We start from the raw sequence: 18,683 nt of genomic DNA on the forward strand, positions 1-18,683 counted from the left end.
AAATATCGTATATATCAGATGTCGTTATATATTAGGTAATTGCATTGTACCTTTTATGGTTGTAATCGCTGAGCCTATGAGTTTTATACGTCCATTGGGTAATAACTCGGTGCTGACATATCCACCACGCGCAGATGCTTGATAACCATTAAGTTTTACTTTATTGAGCTTTTCTGACCAGTAAAGTGTTAAGGCACAGTGTGCTGAACCTGTTACGGGATCTTCATTAACGCCAACCCAAGGGGCAAAAAAGCGAGAGATAAAATCAAGATCATCACGCTTAGTTGGTGCAGTAATTAATACGCCACGACCATCAATTTTTGTTAGGCGATCAAAGTTTGGCGCAAGATTTAATACAATCTCTTCGTTATCAACTTCAATAAATATCTTCGAATCAAAAATACCATAAGCAATAACATGTGTAGCTTCAATGCCTAAAGACGCTAACAATTCTGTGGATGGTGTGATATTAAAATCAAGTATTGGTGCCGGAAAATCGAGTTCTATAGTTGATGATCTAATTAAGGCTGTTAATGGCCCTGATAGAGTATTAAATGTCACGGTATCATTAACGTTAAAAAGGCTTTTTTCTTTTAAAATGTGCGTAACAGAAAGTGTACCATGACCGCATAACTTTACTTCCGCTTGAGGTGTGAACCATTTTAACTTCATGTTATTTAATGATAAAAAAGCGGTTTCGGATACTGCCATTTCCGCTGCAATAGATAGCATCAAATCTTCCGATAACGTTTCTTTTGTAATGCAAACACCCGCTGGGTTGCCTTTAAACGTTTCATTGGTAAAAGCATCAACTTGATAGATCTCGATATTCATTTATTACCTACTCTTATTTTTTATTATCGTAGCAAGTTGCCCTGCGCTTGTTGTTAGCCCAATGTTAGGTTATTGATGTATAAAAGTTTTTATTCTTCCATGTTATCGATAATCTTAATTTCATTTATTTATATAAGCGAACTTCAAGGTATTTGGTTAGAAAAAAGCAGTTTACAAATGCGATTGAAAATGTTTGTGTGGAAGTTATGCAATAATTTTGGTATTATGTAAACAAGTCTTTATATTACTTTTAATAAATTGAATAATTTTACTACCAAAGCCATATATTGACCTCCCAGTTTATCTATACCTTTCCATATCATGCACCTTTATTGCTTGGTAATTGCAACATTTTAATTATCTACCGATATAGCTATTTACGATTATGTATTAACAGAGAGATATTCATGACAAAGCAAACTGACGCCAAACGTACAACTACAGAAACTAAAGCAAAGAAAAAAGTAGCACCAAAAGCAACAGAAAGAAAAGTGAGTGTTCGCGAGCGAATTGAAAACTTACAAATGCAGCGCGAATGGGATAAAGAGTGGGAGCTATGATCAATAGCTCATTAATAGCTCAGAAGATTAATGATGCATTATTACTCTACTCTGAAAAATTAAGTAATTGGGAACGAGACTACCTTAGCAATTTATATCAAAGCCTTATAAATTATGACCAAGTATCTGAGAAACAAATAACATTATGCGCTCAGATTTTTGGGCGCCGTAAACTTCCTCTGTTATTACCGTAAATTTCATTATTTAACTAGAGTTTTTATCTATTCTCTTTTTCTCCTAACGTTTTATTGCAACTAGGTAACCTGCTGATTAATTATGTTTTCTTTAGATTAGTCTGATAAAGATTTAAGCGTAATGATTGGCTTTATGGGTTTCATGTTAATCACTGTTTTGGTTTCAAATAATTGTTTTAGAAATACGACATCATTATTAATAGATACTGTACTGATTGCGAAGGGAGAGTGAGTACTCGGTATTGAGCTTGCTAAAGCATTAAGATCGACCAACTTTTCTAAAGCATAAAACTTATGCACGTAATCAACGGTTTCATTAGGTAAGCGTAGAGCTGAAAAATGTTTATCCACGACCCGTTTTAATGCCCGTTGTACACGTCCTTCCCCTGAGTTATAAGCGGCTAAAGTTAGCTTTAAATCTTGATCAAATTTGTTATAGAGAAAGATCAGATATTGCATTGCAGCCTCGGTACTACGGGCAATATTGAATCTTTCATCTTTAGTCTTTGAGACCGTTAAACCAAAACGCTTTGCTGTTGCGGGCATGAGCTGCCAAAGGCCAGCCGCCTTTGCATGAGAGACTGCATGGCGATCGAATGTCGATTCAATCATTGGTATTAATACCAGACTGCGCGGCAGCTTTTGATCATCAAGCTGTTTGATAATATGTTGAACGGTGGTTTTATGGCGGGTGAACTGTTTATCGATCACTTTTTTATGGGGTGATAACCGTTGGTAATGTTTACTGACCTGCTGTTCAAACTTCGCTTTGTACTTGGTCGGTATTGGCGTGGCTGCTTGGTTAGGATTGGCGAACAATAACAAAATCAGCATGATTAACATACTGAGAGGTAGAGAGAGGATAGTGCATTTTTTATTGCCCAAATGATACCTCATTAGCCTTTAATACTGCATTAAATGCGGTGTGCTATAAGCGTTATTGTCATTTTGTTGGGGTATTTGAGCATACACTTGATTGAGTATTTCGCTGAAGTTCGCTGATAAGATCCCGTTACGCTGATTTAAATCATGACACTGTTTTACTAGCGTTTCTAAGGTCTGCCATTGTTGCTGAAGTTTGTTCTGTATTGCATTTGGTAAAGCGTAGATCAGTTTATTCATGCTTTGATTATTAATCGGTAAGCCGAGATTGTGTAGTTGTTGTGCGCGCTGTTGGCTTCGTTGTGTAAGTTGACTAAGCAGTGGCAACTGTTGTTCCGTTAGTTGCGAAAGTAATACGCCATCAAATTTCAAATAGCATTGGTGCTGTTTTAGCATCAGTTTATAAAGTTGGCGGTAATCAACGATATCGCACTGAATATCTTTTATAAGCACAGTGATCATTTGCTGTTTATTGGGTTTATTAGGCATATTTTACTCCATATAACATTAGCAATGTGCTTATTCATGACCAGTATGAAATTGCAAAATCGCGCTTGAAAGCGCTTCGATATCTAAATTTATCTCCCCACGATTTAGGGCGTTTTTGATCTGTTCAACTTTTGCCATATCAACATCAGGTAAGGCACTTAGTGGTTGCTGTGCTTGTGCTAAGCGTTGACTGTCAATGGTGCTGGGCGTGTTGATAGCGCTATTTTTTACGGTCTGAGAGCTTGGTTGTTGCTCTGATGATTTTAACTGGGCATGGGGAAACTGCGAAGTGGCAACTTTATCTATTTTCATCATTTTTATTCCTACACAATACGCTTAATGTACTTGGGCGACCGGTCACATAGGAAGATTAAATAAAAAATGAGAATTTTATCGTTTTATCAAAAATTGATTATTTAATATCGTAATGATGCAAGCATAGCGATATTGGCTTTCGGTTTTGAGTAAAAAGGCATAGCTTACATTCCAGTATGACTAACTTATAGGCGATAAGTGAACATGATAAAAGACGGATCGTTAACCATTCCCACAACAACATTAGGCTATGACTTTGATATTGTTATTAATGGTTGGGAGCAGGGCTTTGATGGTTATCGTGTTTATACCAATGGTGATATTGAACCGTTAGAAGGTAATTTAGGATTAAGTCTCGAGTTACTCTCTGAGTTTACCGAAGGTACTGAATGGTTAGCTCAAATTCCTGTGGACTATATTGCGTTATCGTCCAACTATAGTGAGTATCAATATTTAATATTATGGCTTGCTGCCAACTCAAGCGCTGCCAGTCAGATATTACAACAGCGCGGTATATTATTAGCGTTAATTTGTGATCGATATAAAGTTGATAAATATCAAGCATTAAAAGTTGCTGAAATGGGGCAGAGGTTAATTCTATCCCACTTTAATTTAGAGAGTAGTAAAGCGGCATTACGATTTTTAGATAAACTAAAATTCAGTAAAACGATGGGATCAGCGATGTACATGATCCGAATTTATTTAAATCCGACAGATAAATTATATTTAAGATTTAAACATTATGATCATGTTAATGACTTTTGCTTTTTTGTCGATAGAAATATGCCAGAGCTGACTGGTTCAAAGTTGGGTATTGCGTTATCTGAGAATAAACGTCGTCCTGATTGGCCGTGTATGGGGTATATCTTTGATACTTTGATGCTTGGCTATGAAATAAACATAGATAACCCTAATAAAAGAGTCAGTGAGCTGTCGTCGTATCAAGCATTAGTTGAATTACATAATCATTGGGTGCAAGAACGCATTCGATTAAAGGAATCTCGTCCTGAAGATGCGCATATTCCTTATGATATCCCCTTTGATGATTGTTACGATCATGGGATCTATGCGGTATGTACCTATGGTGAATTATTACAAGAATCTGCAGAGCAAGAACATTGTATTATGAGCTATCACCGAAAGATAAGAGCTAAGACTTATTCGGTTTTTACTAAGCCTTATCCTAAACGGGTGACTATTGGTATTAGCATTAACAAACATAGTGCTAGACCGTATGCGATAGATCAAATTCGTGGATATAAAAATTGCACTGCCTCCGAAGAAACTTTGAAAAAGATTTATCAGTGGTTTGATAAAGAAGTGAAAAAGTACAGGCCGTTATAATTATTTGAAAATAGAGGCCGCTATAAAGTATGACTTATAGCGGCTATGTTGTTATTCACCATAATCCAGAATGCGGTACCTCAAGAAATGTGCTGCAAATTATCCAAGATGCAGGCTATGAGCCTGTAGTGATTGAATACATTCAAGAAGGGTGGACGAAACCTCAACTTCAAGCGTTATTTGCAGCGGCAAATTTAACCCCACACACAGCACTACGTACCAGTAAATCACCAGCAAAAGAGCTCGGTTTATTAGATGAAAACGTATCAGATGAAGTGATCCTAGAAGCCATGCTAGAGCACCCTGTATTGGTGAACCGCCCAATCGTATGTACGGCTAAAGGTGTAAAACTGTGTCGCCCTAGTGAAGCGGTATTAGATGTGCTAGAAAACTGGCCGAAAGGACCACTAATTAAAGAAGATGGTGAAGTCATCATCGATGCCAACGGAAACCGTCTACTGTAATTGCTTTTGCCACTACAACTTAAGTAAGTATAAATAGACATGTTTAAAGCTCTGATGAAAGTCAGAGCTTTTTTCGTATTTCGGATAAGACAATGCTCAATTTCTTAACTTCCTCAATTCTTTGTAAGTGATTGATATGTATTTGTAATATTCATGGTGTGTTTTTAATTCGACGGGTTAAAAACAGTTCTTACTTTTATCAAAAGCAATCAATTAAAAGTGTTTTTTTTGCGACCAAGTTAATGAAAATAAATGTTTTTATTTATTAGAATGATGAAAAATTGCTGTATTAATATAGCGTAAAAGTAAGAATGCTTATTAATATACTGTTATGCGAAGTAAGAGGTGTTATTTGAAAAATCCAGCTTTAATAATTATTGATGTTCAAAAAGGGTTTGATGATCCTTATTGGGGAAGAAGAAACAATCCAGAAGCTGAATCAAATATAACTTTGCTGCTTTCCAAGTGGAGAGAAAAAGAACTACCAATAGTTCATATTCAGCATTGTTAAGTAGAGAAAAATTCACCACTTCGTTTAGATTGTTCAGGAAATGAATTTAAAAATGAAGCATTACCTCTAAGTGGTGAAAAAGTCTTCACTAAAACAGTGAATAGTGCATTTATAGGAACTGATCTCGAAAACCATCTAAGAAGTAACCGCATAAATTCTTTGGTTATTGTTGGTTTAACCACAGATCATTGTGTATCAACTTCAACTCGTATGGCTGGAAATTTTGGATTCGAGGTAACTGTAGTGTTCGATGCAACAGCAACATTTGATCGCTTAGGTTACGACGGTACTAAATATTCGGCTGATGATATCCATAAAATTCATTTGGCAAGTTTGAATGAAGAATTTTGTGTTGTTCGATCGACTGTCGATGTATTAAATGAAATTGCATAACAAAGCCATCAAATCGGACTTCAAACGCACGGCATTTTCGCTTCGCTCAAGTATAGCCGTGTGTTTTGCGCCGTTTATGGCAGTCGTTAGGTGTATTAAAACTTTCATGGAAAAACTGTGCATGAATAAAGAAAATATAGAACTAGTATTGTCTGAAAATTTGGGCGAAGGGTTCCGGATAGTCTTTGAAGATGGACAAATCTCACCTGTTATAGAATGGGTTGATTGGGTGCAATTATCTGATGATGAAAATGACATCCAAGTGGTGGTCAACTTTGAAGATGGCAGTGAAAAAACCTTCAGCAAGGGGAGGATGTTAAACCAAATTTGGCACGAAGATGTCTAAAGTATCGCCACTAACTTTGTATTTGTTTGGTTCCGTATTCTCCAAAATATTTAGTTGTACAGTTGAAGCACACACCTAACGAACAAGGGTATGTGTCGCGTCCCCGACACCTATCCGAAGTGTTGGACAAGCCCAAGCCACTTTATATAAGTAAATATTGAAAATATCATGAAGGGTGATGCCAAAAAGAAATCGAGCGTTATCCTTGGTGTGAGCCAATAACGTTAACACTCAGATTTATAATGAAACCCTCTTTAATTCTGAAGCGTTAACTCGATGACGCTATTTCTGTTATAACCACGCAGCAAACCATAATCACGTACTCGTCGAAATCCTTCCAGTAACAAAAAGTACAAATCTAGTATTTTTAGTGTTCGATGACGAAAAGTTAACAATGAATGGAATAGATTATGGTGAAATGAGTGTGGTTGGCTTAACGGTATTTGATTGACGGTTTAGATAACTAGCTTGTTGCTGGCTATTATTAAATAATGGCAATGTGGGTGTAAAATTAAATCAAAAGCGAATGAATCGCGGCTTACAGAATAAGGATATTGTTATACATGCCAATAAATAAAGTGATAGGTGCAAGTGTTATTTTTATCACTATTCTGACAGGGTGTTCGTCACTGCCTAAACAAGCAGAGCATCTTGATGCGCCACTAACACCAAAATTAACCAGTGCTTTATCGACATTAAACGATCGCCATAATCCATTTATAACGACACAAACACCAAGCGCAGTACTGGTGCAAAATACGGGCTGGGATGCATTGGCTCAACGTCTAGCTTTGGTTGAAGCTGCCGAACATACGATAGATATTCAATACTATATTTGGAATTCAGATAGCTCTGGTCGTTATTTAGCGAGTCGTCTAGTAGCAGCCGCTGATCGTGGTGTTTATGTTCGTGTGTTGCTTGATGATATTAACCTAAACGATCGTGAAGCACTGCTAACAAAACTCGATGCACACCCTAATATCGATATCCGCATTTTTAACCCTATCCCAACCCGTAATGCTGGCAAATGGATAAGCTTTGTAGGGGACTTTTCACGTTTAAATCGTCGTATGCATAATAAATCTTTCACTGTTGATGGTGCTTTTACTGTTGTTGGTGGACGTAATATTGGTGATGAGTATTTTGATCTTTCCCATGAGCTGAACTTACGTGATCGTGATGTATTAGCAAGTGGAAAAGTTGTCGCTGATGTTCAGCATAGCTTCAATGATTATTGGAATAGTGAATGGGCATATTCAGTTGATTTATTGAGGGATAAAGCTAAACCGCTACCACAGTTAATGCTTAGCAGTATTCCTGTACCTGAGTATAAAAACTACCCGGCATTGCCTCAAAGCCAGAAGGCAGCCATGACGCACTTATCAACGCTGTTAAAGAAGATGACTGGAGTCAAAGCCACATACATTGCAGATAAGCCAATTCCAGATGATGTTAATAATACTGATCAGCCAAAAGTAACGGCGCAGTATTTATCTAAATTGGCGAAAAATACACAAAATGACATCATTATTGAATCGGCATATTTAGTCTTTGATGATAAACAGCTAGCGGGTTTACAACAGCTCTCGCAAAAGGGCGTGGAGATCAAAGCGCTGACAAACTCAATGGCATCAAATGATCTAGTGACGAATCACTCTGGTTATGCAGGCCGTCGCCAAGAGATGCTAGAAAGTGGCATGGATTTATATGAATTAAAGCCTGACGCTAAGTTATGCAAGATTGTTATTCAAGATAACGACAAATGTGCACCGAATGCGGTATACGGTTTACACGCTAAATCAGCGGTATTTGACCATCAAATAGCGACGATTGGCTCATTTAACTTCAATTTACGTTCTACCTATCTTAATACTGAGTCGCTATTGGTGATTGAAAACCCTAAGATTGCCACAGAGCTTGCTACGACCTTAGAGAGCGCGATGCAAGACAGTAACAGTTGGCATTTAAGTCTGGATGATGGCGATGTGTATTGGCATTCGGGTAACGAAATATGGGACAGTGAACCGAACACTAAACAATGGGATCGTATGAAATCAGAATTATTGCAGTTATTGCCAATAGAGAAGTATTTGTAAGCACTAATATTAGAAATAGATTGAAAAGCCAGCCACTAGGTTGGCTTTTTTATTATTAGTACAGGGTGTTTAATTTTGCTTTTAATTTTATTACATAATAAAGAGTAGTATTACTTAGTGTAAATAAAGGTGCTAATGATAATTGTTTGTAATAATGGTTTCTGGTGTTTTGTTATAGTAAGATTAATTGTTAAAACCTTGTTTATCTTTATCTATCAAATGATACGATATATAAATACTTATATTAAGATTTGTTTCATCTGTAAGTGTTAGGTTTCTCCTAAGACTAGAATTTAGATAATTACAGGGTTTGTATGAAATTTAAAGATAGATTGTTTAATGGCTTAGATAGCTCAGTGCAACAAAACTGGTTATATCAAGAAAGCATTTTAAATGTTAATACAGAGTACATGTATAAAGTTGCCATTGCACAAGAATTAATGAAAGGCTTTTATCATCACTCAGGGGACGATTTCACTATTGAGTTAGATCAGAATAAAAAAAGAATCCCTTATGCTATCGTTTCAGAAGAAGTGACTTTAAATAAAAAGTTTAAGAAAAAAACTAAGTCATGGAAAAAAGATAATAAAGTTGATGGAAGAGTTGATATCTTCCTTTCAAATGACAAATCAAAAGATACATTTATTATTGATGTAAAAGATTTTGAGATGTCTAGCTCAGATCTTAAAAAGGCAATTAAACGCTTCGTTAGTATGTTTGAGTTTTATACAAAGGAAAATACGGTTCGTGAATGTGCGCTAGTGTTTCCTACCATACTAGATACAAGTGATTGGGTTATAAAGTACTTACGTAAAAGTAAACTACCCAATAACTTGGTCGTTGATTTTGAATCAAAAGAAATCGCTATCAACGGTGAAAGTGATGAGTACGCAGAGCGTTACTATGCAAATGTGCTAATCATTAAACGTTTTTCTCCTGCTAATATGGTTGTAAGTTGCGCTCAATACATGTAATTCTAAGCATGTAGTAATTTGTGACAATAAATGAAAAGCCAGCAGCTAATGTTGGCTTTTTCTTTTTATGAAACTGTTGCTCTTTTCTCTATTGTTTCACGGTTGGCTTCTAAGTTTATTTGTTACTCACTTCAGTATTAATAACATATTTATTAGTATCTGCTATAGGATAATTATATAAAGGAGCATTTATGAAGGTTATTATTATCACCGATATTTTTGGTTTATGTAAAACCACAGATAAGATGGCCTCATTTATTGCTCAGCATACTGACAGTGTAAAAATCGTTGACCCTTACCAAGGTGTTCGCTTTGAGTTTTCTAGTGAAAAAGCTGCGTATGAGCAATTTATTAAAGATTGTGGGCATGATGATTACTTATCTTTAGTTCGTGAGTCAGTATTAAAAGATAAGCCTGATGTACTAATAGGTTTTAGCGCAGGCGCAAATGCTGCTTGGCGAATATCAGAATTAGTCGCATCTGATTGTAAAAGCATTCTTTGTTTTTATCCTTCACAAATACGTAATCACGCGGATATTGAGCCGAAAGTACCAACAGCGGTTATTTTTCCGAAAAAAGAAGCCTCTTTTGACGTTTTAACTATGAATACAGCACTTCTTCATCGAATAAATGTAACGACTCAAATCATGCCTTATAAACACGGTTTTATGAATTGTTTATCTGATGCTTATGATAAACAAGCTGAGACGATGGGATTTGAATACATTCTGAATAGAATAAGAAAAATATAATTTATATTAATCATTTAATTATAAGGTTTATGTGATGTTGTTGAATCAAAATAAAATAGAAATATCACAACTTATTGAAAGTGATAGATGTGCTGTTTTCGATTTACTTCAAGATAAAGAAACGATGCGATTTCTAGGCCCAAGGCGTCCATTAACTGATAAAGAGTCAGAAGCATGGTTTATTAATGAGCAAAAAGCAGAGCATAGGTTTGCCTTTCGGTCTATTGAAACGAATGAGTTTATCGGTTTTTGTGGAATGTCGTTAATTGATGGTGAATTGGATTTTGGTTATTTCCTGCGTAGGAAATTTTGGGGGCAAGGGTTAGCTATTATTATGTGTGAATTAGCAATCGCTAAACTGTCTGATACTATCGATTTCACCCAAGTTAATGTATTTATTGCCTCTGATAATATAGCAAGCCAACAGGTTGCTAAGAAATTAGGCTGGAAAATAAAGTGTGCTGTTGAGAATGAATTTGAAACGGGGAATTTGTATCTCATTCAGAATTAAGGTTTATCACTTTTATCTTCAGTCATCTCGGGTTAGGTAATGAAAATTAGGTGATCTCATAGACAAATAATAGGATGTATTTTGTATCTCAACCTATAGCCAACTAGTTTGTCTTAAATCTGGCGCTATCCCTTGTATTGAATACTTAATATGGAGATGACTATTTTGGGTAAACAATTTTCTGAATTATCAGATAAACATATAGAGTTTATCGAAAACCAAAAAATCTATTTTGTTGGTACTGCAGCTGAGAGCGGTAATGTGAATTTGTCACCTAAAGGTGGTGATTCCTTGAGAGTGATCAATTCAAAAAAAATAGCGTGGTTAAATTTAACAGGTAGCGGTAATGAGTCTGCATCACATGTTATTAGAAATTCACGAATGACACTCATGTTCTGTGCATTTGAAGGAGCTCCGCTCATTTTTCGAGTATATGGGAAGGCAAAAGTCTTACATGCTAAAGATGAGGAATGGGGGCAGTTTGTGCAGCTATTTCCAGAAAGTGTCGCTTCTAGACAAATATTTATCTTAGATATTGATTTTGTTCAGTCGTCTTGTGGCAAATCGGTTCCGTACTTTAGCTATGAGGGGGATCGTGATGATTTGGCGAATTGGTCAAAAAAACAAGGTGTCGAAGGAATTGAGCAATATTGGCTTAAAAAGAATCAAAAGAGTATCGATGGCTTTGAAACTGAAATAGCGAAAAGATCAGGCTTGGACGTAGAGTAACGAATTAAGCGATTATATCGTGAGTGCTTAATACTTCATCAAACCACTCACGATATAACGTATTCACTGCCTGTTACGCTAGTATTTTGCTAGAAAACGCTCATAATCTTGCAAAACAACATTTAAAGAAGAAATTATCTATGACTGACTTTCAATATTACTTTCAGAAACTGCCATGTTTTAACTGTAAAAAAAACACAGTAAGCATTGATCTTGGTTGGTTAACCGCAGCGATGAAAGAAGATGTTATTGCACAAGCGTCTACGATTATTGCGCAAGATAACGTTGAGCCAGAAGTGTCGGTGAATGTAACTTGTACAAAAGATGAAGCTCGTGATTATCTACTGCTTAATTTCTACGGTTATTCTGAAGAAGAATTAGCGAACCAAGTTAAAGCTGAAGATGAACAAGAAGTAGCAGAAGAAGTTGCTGAACTTTTTGCTGATGGTAGTGATGTAGGTGTATTTGAACACGAAATCGTACTGCTAAGTTGCACTGATTGCGGTATTGACGACTAGTTTAATTTAGCGTTGCAATTATAAGGCAATGCTTTTGATAGCCTAATTCCAATGAAAAATCCGCAATTAATTTGTTACTAGTGCCTAGTAACAAAAGGTTGCGGACTTTTTGTTATGTTTTTTAAGGTTTTTATTTGTCGACGTTTAACGCAATTGAATCTTCAGTTGCAAAAGCGGTTGCCACGTTACCTCCCGCAAGAGCTACATTATCTGCTGTTAGTAATACATTGGTTGTACCTGCTTCTGCAACAGCGAAGTCGTAGTTACCTTTACCCACGTTAAGTACAGCAGAGTCTTTGAAATTCACATTCTTTAATACCGCAGTATCGGCTGAGAATCCTGTACCTGTAGGAGCAGCGTGAATATCTACTGTACCTGCTATTGGATTAGCATGAACGACTCTTAGTTTTGCATATGACGCAATACTTCTTAAATCATCTTCAATAACAACAGGTTCTATAGACTGAGCGGCAAATTGTCCGACGGCAAAAATGGTTGTTTCAGATCCTGCTGCAAAAGTGGTGCCCGGAGCTTTAATAGCTTCAGGTGTTGTTGCTCCAGAAGGAGTGACAGTTAAATCATAACTGTCCGGTGTTAAATCAAGGCTTTTAATTGTTTCATAGCTGATCGAATCAAGTCCAGATACAACATTGCCACTGGCTCTTACATCGACATCACCTAAATCAGCGACGGCATGACCAACACGCACTGTTGATTTTTCGCCGGTATTTCTAAGCACATTAACGCTTGTTCCGTCTGCAACAAGAAGATTGACAGGGGAGACTGCACCACCGCTTACATTAGGTACTGCTGTTACCATTAAATCGCTACCGCCATCTAATGCGATGTTACCACTGTCATATACCACATCGGCATCAGTACTCTTACCTGCTAACGTGATCCTTATTCGGTAATCACCAGCTGGAAGTGTAACAGGTAGATTCGCATCATCTTCTTTAAAGGTAAGATCAGAAACTGCAATTGTATCTGCACTGATACTCGGATCGGTTGTTACGTGAATATCAACACCACCAACGTTTGGGTGTCCATGTAACACATCGACACGAATGGATTGGTCATCAGGGGCTTCATTAGAACGAGAAAGGATCACTGGCTCTATAGCACTCACGTTATTTACAGCAAAGACGTCATACTGCATATCTGGTGCAAGGTTTACTGCGTTTGCTGTTATCACATCAGCGGTAGCATCGTTTGCAAGAAGTCCACGCACAATCAGATCATGACTGCCTGAATCAACAGTGAGTAATGGACTACCTTGTTGATAATCAACATTAGATAATCCACTTACCACATCACCATCCATTAAAATAGAAACAAGCGGAGCATCCGAACTTGCATGCGTTACCCTTAACTGTGAAGTAGGCATTTCAGTATGTGTTGTTTCATTTTCATCATGAGAATCACTGTCACAGCCGTTTAAGATTAATGCCGCAGTTGTAAGTAATGTAAGTGTTGTTTTATTCATATGAAGCCTCTTTCCTTTTTTGATTATTGGAAAATTGCTACGGGCATATGAATATATCGGTTCACTAGTAAAAAAATGATATTACGCGTCGGTTAGTCTCTTGGGAGGAATGTCACTTAATAAGATGAGATATAGCTTTGTTTCATATTACTCGTTGGTTTATATAAGTCTTGTAAATGAAGAAAGTCCATCTTTTGAAGTTCACATTAGCTGTGTATCACTGATAAATTTTTTTAATTGGAGGCTTAAAATGAAGTTGTAACTTCGCTATGAAGGATTAGTGGGATTAAACGTTGATATTAAAAATATTGCTACAGGAGTAGATATGAAACAGCAAATGCTAGTTATCTTATAAAGCCAGCAATAGATGCTGGCTTTATTTTTTATTAATTTAACAGAAGTCTAGCGTCATAAGTAATCGTGTTTCGTTTGGCGATGTTGTAGGGGAGCGGTGAACAATACCAAGATTTTCATTTCCAGCCCACGCTTCTCCTTTAAGCAGTGCCACATCACCCGTAGATAATTGCTCTATATCAGAATGTTGTTGATATAACCCCGATGTTTCATCTGGCAGCCCATTATTGCCATGTCCCAGTTTTGTGCGATCAACTTTATTGTTAGGCAACCATTGAGATGCAGTGCCATGAAAGGTCGTTACCAATCGGCAAGGAATATGATCTACATGGAAACGTGGGCACATAGCGTTATTTAATGCTGTTAATCTCAAACCGACTTCTTTTAGATCAAATAAACAGCAGAACATATCAACCAATTGTGCAATGTTTTCAACTAGCGCTTTAGGTAGTTTTCGTTGTGTAGCCAGATCAAGTTCTTCTCGTACGGTTTCAGGAGAAAGGGATATCGACTTTCTAAATGTTGGATTATCGCTAAGGAATGTTTCAATTTCATGCGTGAGTTCAGAGCTGAGATTGCGCTGCCACACCGCAATATTAATGTTGTTTCGATAGATATTAGTGAATACGGTAGGTTGGGGAGCCATGCATAAATTGCTTGTATTATTAGTACTATTTAAGTGATGGTCGATGGTGGCTACATTCATGGCTGACTATTCTCACATTGACTGGGTTAACCAGAGGACGACTTTGATGCGTTAAGGTTAACGGTTAGTTTTAAATTATAAATCGCGGCTTATTTGTTATGTTATAACATAACAAATAAGATGTGAGTTTAACAATAGCTGTTTTGATATGATCTGTCATGTTGAAGTGGGATAGGTGTAGATATAGAAAAGCCAGCAACGATTGTGCTGGCTTTGAGGTTATTGAATGTTAGTTAACTTACAGTTTAAAGCGACTGATTTCGTGTTGTAGCTCATGAGATAAATTCGATAGCTCAGCTGCCTGTTTTGCGGCTTCATTGGCTTCTACAGCAAGTTCATTAGAAACATCACGAATTCCCTCTGTATTACGGGTTATCTCTGATGTTACGGAAGATTGCTCTTCAGCGGCTGAAGCTATTTGTGTCGCCATATCATTGATCGTCGTTACGGCAGTGGTAATTTGTGACAAGCTTACTGCTGCTGCATTTGCATCATCAACACTGGTTTCAGAGAGATGACGGCTATCATCCATGATATTCACAGCTTGGCCTGTGGTTTTTTGTAGGGTCTCTATCATTTGCTGAATTTCTTGAGTTGATGCATGAGTTCGTTGGCTAAGTACACGTACCTCATCTGCAACAACAGCAAATCCTCGGCCTTGCTCACCGGCTCGAGCTGCTTCAATTGCGGCATTTAATGCCAATAAGTTGGTTTGCTCTGCAATCCCTTGAATGGTTGATAGGATCGTTGTGATGCTTTGAGCATGGTTATTTAGCTCACTGATCACAGATGTTGCTGTATCCACTTCTTGCGCTAGTGTGCTGATCGACTGTTGGCTTTGGTTAACCTGTGTCGCACCGTGATTAGAGGCGGTTACCGTTTGTTCTGATGTTCTTGCGGTGTTTTCTGCGTTGGCGGCAATCTCTTGCGTGGCGGCTGCCATTTCATTGATTGCTGTTGCGACCATATTAATTTCATCTTGCTGATGCTGAATACGGGTGCTGCGCTCTTCGGCTTGTGAAGCGGTTATATGAGATTGTTGATTAAGTGATTCTGAAACATGACGTAACCGAGTTACCATTTGGTGCATGTTACCAACAAACTGGTTGAAGTTTAGTGCAAGTTTACCTACTTCATCGTGGCTTCTTGGTTCTAAACGTTGCGTTAAATCACCTTCACCATTTGCAATTTCAGCCAGTGCTTTTGATACACGGTCAAGATCGCGAAGAAGATAGTTTACTAGCCATGCTACCGCGATAACTACGATCAAAGTGATCACAATTGCAGTGATGATTAACTCTGTTAATAGTGAATAGTAGCTGGCTTCTTCTGTGGATTTATCCATTTCAAGACCAAAGACCCAATCACTATTTGGGATATTCGCAAAGTAAAATAGTTTATCTTTCCCTTTGATTGATAACTGCTCTAAGCTGTTTTTATTGGCGCTTTGCTCGATATTGCCCATGTTTAACTGATTGCTGTAGTTAGCAATCGGTTTTAATAACAGTGAGTTATCAGAATGAGCAAGGAAAGTCCCATTCTTTTTGTCGATCAGCATGGCATGAGCATTATCACCGACGTTCAAACTGATCACATCGTTAATGAGTTGATCAATTAGCACATCAGCACCGATGACACCAGCTAGCTCGCCTTTATTGCGAATAGGCTCGGCAATAGTTACTAATAGGGCATTAGTAATAGCGTCTTGATAAGCCGTGGTGATCACTTGTTTGTTATTGTTTACTGCATCGCTGTACCAAGGACGTGTACGAGGATCATAACCTGCACGATTACGCTCTGGGTGTGAACGAAGCATTTGTCCTGCAACGGTACCGTAGTAGATATCGTCAAAACCGCCAGCATCACGTGCCTGCTTTAGGAAAGGTACAAGATCTCCTTGCTGATAAGGCTCTTTGACTGAGGAGGTAATACTACGACGGATATTGATCCAATCTTCAATACCGCTGGTAGCAGTTGTTGCTACGCTTTGTACGCGATCTAAGATATTTTCGTCAGTTTGTTGCTGTAAATTACTGGCAGCAAGCCAAGTTAATGCTGTTGCCATAAGGACAACAGCAGACAAGCTCGCGCTGATCAGCTTTTGTTTTAGTGATAGTTGCATTGTTGTCTTAAAATGTGGGTTAAAAGTGATGCGAGTTTAGAGAGTGTTATTTTTTGATGCACGTAAATAAATGCAAAAGTTTGAGGTATCGCTAAAAAGAATCAAGATGGTCAATTTAATGACTATATGTGGTCTGATTGGTGGCAGGTTATTCTTAATTTTATGTTTGTATTAGTATTAATTTTTGAGAGGAATAGTTTTTTATTTTTTTTCGAGTACAAGTACTAAAACTCTAGCGTATATTGATGCAGAGTAGCGGCTGAATGCAGTCAACCGCTATGTTGATATTAAGTTATGCTATGTTGTATTGGGTTTTATTCTTTATTTATGCGAATTCTTTTTCTTGTACTGGTGGCACATGAACTTGTAAACCACGTTGAGGGTTAAGCTGTGATGCTAAGTTAGCTGCTAAGGCTGCGGTTTCCATCATTGCGGTAACGATTTCAATGTATACACCTGTCGTTGCTGTAGATGCTAGCTCTAAAGCGTGATCAAGTTCAGCATTAGTCGTAACTTTCATTGATAACCAATCTTTTGCGCCAAAGGCTTGAGGTAGTTGGCTGTAATTCCATTGGCACAAATCGTTATAGTTAATCATTGGATCTTTACACAAGATACGTTCAATTAAATAGCCATTATTGTTTAGTACGATAACAATAGGTTTTAGTCCAAAACGATGAAACTGTCCTAGTTCTTGGACTGTTAACTGATGAGATCCTTCACCGGTAAGTAATACTGTACGGCAAGAAGGATTGGCAATGGCTGCGCCAAATGCAGCAGGAGTTGCCCAACCAATACTTCCCCATAGTGTTTGATTTTCAAATCTTGCACCTTTAGGTAGACGAGCAAGACCTAACCCCATTGATATTGTCCCTGTTTCAGCAATAACTTGATCATCTTCTTTAAAGAAGGTTTCTAGTCGAGGGTAGAGTGAATGCGCAGTGATAAGATCGTTATGATTGTTTTCTGTATTTGCCGCAGGCTCTAAGTGACTATAACCCATGTAGCAGTTGTATGTGTTGGTACGAGGATGGATAAGTGGGGTTAGTGTTTCTAATAAACGACAAAAGTTAACAGGGGGATGTTGGCGTTTATTAATATTGATTTTATCTTGGTAGATATTGGCGATATCTTCAGGCCACTGGATAGTAAAAGCGCCAGTATTAAAATCTGTAAATAGTGCGCCAAGGTTTAAAATGAAATCAGAGCTTTCTACATAATCGTTGATGTGTTTATTAATAACTTTACCATCGCATAAGCCAATAAAGTTCGGATGTGTTTCATCAAGTAGTGCTTTATCAGCAAACATTGTTGAGAAAGGTAAATTGGCTTTTTCAAGTAGTCGTAATGCTTGTTTTTGTGCATGACAAACACGAAGGTGCTCACCGACCATAATTAAAGGTTGGGTTGCATTGTTGATTTTGTATGCAATTAACTCAGCAAGTTGGATCACATCATCTGAGCCTGTTTGTGGTTCAAAAGTAAAATTGAATTCCTGTGGTGCTGGTAATATTGATAATGCAACGTCTTCAGGAAGTGCAATATAGACAGGGCGTTTGGCCGATAATGCTAATTGAATCACGCGATTAATTTCTTTTTCAGCATTATCAACAGTTAAAATTGTACTAGCTTCAACAACATTGTCCGCCATTTTCGCAAAAGTGCCGAATTGACCATCACCTAATGTGTGATGAATCAGCGCATGAGAGGCCATGACTTTTTCACTCGGCATACCTGTAATAAAGATAACAGGTAGGTGAGCTGAATAAGCGCCGGCAACACCGCATAGTGCACTTAATTCTCCTGGACCATAAGTCGTACAGAGTGCTGCGACACCATGAATTCGAGCGTATCCATCAGCAGCATAAGATGCGTTTAATTCGTTTGAACTACCAATCCATTCAATATTGTCATCTTCACATATGGCATCATTGATTGGAAAAGCGAAATCCCCAGGAACACCAAAAACATGGTGAATATTAATTGTTTTTAATGCGTTAATTAAATATTGAACAACAGTAATTTCTTTCATAATTTTTTCTGCCAGATAAACATCAAAAATAACAAGATGCGTAAATTAAATAAGAATGGTTTCTGGTAATT

19 protein-coding genes and 1 pseudogene are annotated in these 18,683 nt (G+C 37.5%); 12 read left to right on the plus strand and 8 right to left on the minus strand.

What is annotated here, in order from left to right; all coding sequences use genetic code 11:
* Positions 1–24: 24 nt before the first annotated feature.
* Entirely contained in the window at positions 25–834 is an 810-nt protein-coding gene (locus BTO08_RS17595) for a PhzF family phenazine biosynthesis protein (protein ID WP_105061913.1), read from the minus strand.
* A gap of 407 nt (positions 835–1,241) precedes the next feature.
* Between BTO08_RS17595 and BTO08_RS22380 the strand changes: the two genes are divergently transcribed.
* Complete coding sequence (locus BTO08_RS22380; RefSeq protein ID WP_198038497.1) at positions 1,242–1,394, plus strand: hypothetical protein; 153 nt, start codon at positions 1,242–1,244, stop codon at positions 1,392–1,394.
* Between the two features lie 290 nt (positions 1,395–1,684).
* Here the strand turns inward: BTO08_RS22380 and BTO08_RS17605 are convergent, their stop codons facing one another.
* The 3 genes from BTO08_RS17605 to flgM form a co-directional block, all read right to left on the minus strand.
* Positions 1,685–2,422 carry a lytic transglycosylase domain-containing protein gene (locus BTO08_RS17605; protein ID WP_105062686.1) on the minus strand — a complete coding sequence of 246 codons (738 nt, stop codon included), beginning with the start codon at positions 2,420–2,422 and terminating at the stop codon, positions 1,685–1,687.
* A 69-nt stretch (positions 2,423–2,491) separates the two neighbouring features.
* A complete protein-coding gene (gene flgN / locus BTO08_RS17610) occupies positions 2,492–2,959 on the minus strand; it encodes a flagellar protein FlgN (RefSeq protein WP_105061915.1) in 468 nt (155 codons plus the stop codon).
* A 30-nt stretch (positions 2,960–2,989) separates the two neighbouring features.
* On the minus strand, positions 2,990–3,271 hold the full coding sequence (gene flgM / locus BTO08_RS17615; RefSeq protein ID WP_045152449.1) for a flagellar biosynthesis anti-sigma factor FlgM: 282 nt from the start codon (positions 3,269–3,271) through the stop codon (positions 2,990–2,992).
* Between the two features lie 207 nt (positions 3,272–3,478).
* Here flgM and BTO08_RS17620 point away from each other — a divergent pair, with 207 nt between their 5' ends.
* The 11 genes and pseudogenes from BTO08_RS17620 (at position 3,479) to BTO08_RS17665 (ending at position 11,912) form a co-directional block, all read left to right on the plus strand.
* On the plus strand, positions 3,479–4,618 hold the full coding sequence (locus tag BTO08_RS17620) for a PcfJ domain-containing protein (protein WP_105061916.1): 1,140 nt from the start codon (positions 3,479–3,481) through the stop codon (positions 4,616–4,618).
* 29 nt (positions 4,619–4,647) lie between these two features.
* A complete protein-coding gene (gene arsC / locus BTO08_RS17625; RefSeq protein ID WP_105061917.1) occupies positions 4,648–5,082 on the plus strand; it encodes an arsenate reductase (glutaredoxin) in 435 nt (144 codons plus the stop codon).
* 352 nt (positions 5,083–5,434) lie between these two features.
* Positions 5,435–5,593 (plus strand): isochorismatase family protein, encoded by a 159-nt coding sequence (locus tag BTO08_RS22530; protein WP_198038498.1) that lies wholly within the window; start codon positions 5,435–5,437, stop codon positions 5,591–5,593.
* A 33-nt stretch (positions 5,594–5,626) separates the two neighbouring features.
* Positions 5,627–5,986 (plus strand): annotated as a pseudogene (locus tag BTO08_RS22535) (isochorismatase family protein); the annotation flags it as partial.
* A gap of 121 nt (positions 5,987–6,107) precedes the next feature.
* Positions 6,108–6,332 carry a hypothetical protein gene (locus BTO08_RS17635; protein ID WP_198038499.1) on the plus strand — a complete coding sequence of 75 codons (225 nt, stop codon included), beginning with the start codon at positions 6,108–6,110 and terminating at the stop codon, positions 6,330–6,332.
* 563 nt (positions 6,333–6,895) lie between these two features.
* Complete coding sequence (locus tag BTO08_RS17640; protein WP_105061918.1) at positions 6,896–8,428, plus strand: phospholipase D family protein; 1,533 nt, start codon at positions 6,896–6,898, stop codon at positions 8,426–8,428.
* Between the two features lie 314 nt (positions 8,429–8,742).
* Positions 8,743–9,402 carry a hypothetical protein gene (locus BTO08_RS17645; protein WP_105061919.1) on the plus strand — a complete coding sequence of 220 codons (660 nt, stop codon included), beginning with the start codon at positions 8,743–8,745 and terminating at the stop codon, positions 9,400–9,402.
* A 191-nt stretch (positions 9,403–9,593) separates the two neighbouring features.
* Complete coding sequence (locus tag BTO08_RS17650; protein WP_105061920.1) at positions 9,594–10,154, plus strand: dienelactone hydrolase family protein; 561 nt, start codon at positions 9,594–9,596, stop codon at positions 10,152–10,154.
* Positions 10,155–10,188: 34 nt separating this feature from the next.
* Complete coding sequence (locus BTO08_RS17655) at positions 10,189–10,665, plus strand: GNAT family N-acetyltransferase (RefSeq protein ID WP_105061921.1); 477 nt, start codon at positions 10,189–10,191, stop codon at positions 10,663–10,665.
* A gap of 165 nt (positions 10,666–10,830) precedes the next feature.
* A complete protein-coding gene (locus BTO08_RS17660; protein ID WP_431356677.1) occupies positions 10,831–11,394 on the plus strand; it encodes a pyridoxamine 5'-phosphate oxidase family protein in 564 nt (187 codons plus the stop codon).
* A gap of 140 nt (positions 11,395–11,534) precedes the next feature.
* Positions 11,535–11,912, plus strand: coding sequence for a hypothetical protein (locus BTO08_RS17665; RefSeq protein ID WP_005366036.1), 378 nt, complete (start codon positions 11,535–11,537; stop codon positions 11,910–11,912).
* Positions 11,913–12,042: 130 nt separating this feature from the next.
* Here the strand turns inward: BTO08_RS17665 and BTO08_RS17670 are convergent, their stop codons facing one another.
* From BTO08_RS17670 to BTO08_RS17685, 4 genes are all read right to left on the minus strand, one after another.
* The gene (locus BTO08_RS17670; RefSeq protein ID WP_105061923.1) at positions 12,043–13,398 is read right to left on the minus strand and encodes a DUF4397 domain-containing protein; all 1,356 of its coding nucleotides are present in this window, start codon (positions 13,396–13,398) and stop codon (positions 12,043–12,045) included.
* Between the two features lie 391 nt (positions 13,399–13,789).
* On the minus strand, positions 13,790–14,398 hold the full coding sequence (locus BTO08_RS17675; RefSeq protein WP_242446293.1) for a DUF1826 domain-containing protein: 609 nt from the start codon (positions 14,396–14,398) through the stop codon (positions 13,790–13,792).
* 298 nt (positions 14,399–14,696) lie between these two features.
* Positions 14,697–16,580: a methyl-accepting chemotaxis protein gene (locus BTO08_RS17680; RefSeq protein ID WP_105061925.1), complete on the minus strand. Its 1,884-nt coding sequence runs from the start codon at positions 16,578–16,580 to the stop codon at positions 14,697–14,699.
* Positions 16,581–16,905: 325 nt separating this feature from the next.
* Entirely contained in the window at positions 16,906–18,612 is a 1,707-nt protein-coding gene (locus BTO08_RS17685; RefSeq protein ID WP_105061926.1) for an alpha-keto acid decarboxylase family protein, read from the minus strand.
* Positions 18,613–18,683: the final 71 nt, after the last annotated feature.

The organism is Photobacterium angustum, from assembly GCF_002954615.1.
GTDB lineage: Bacteria > Pseudomonadota > Gammaproteobacteria > Enterobacterales > Vibrionaceae > Photobacterium > Photobacterium angustum_A.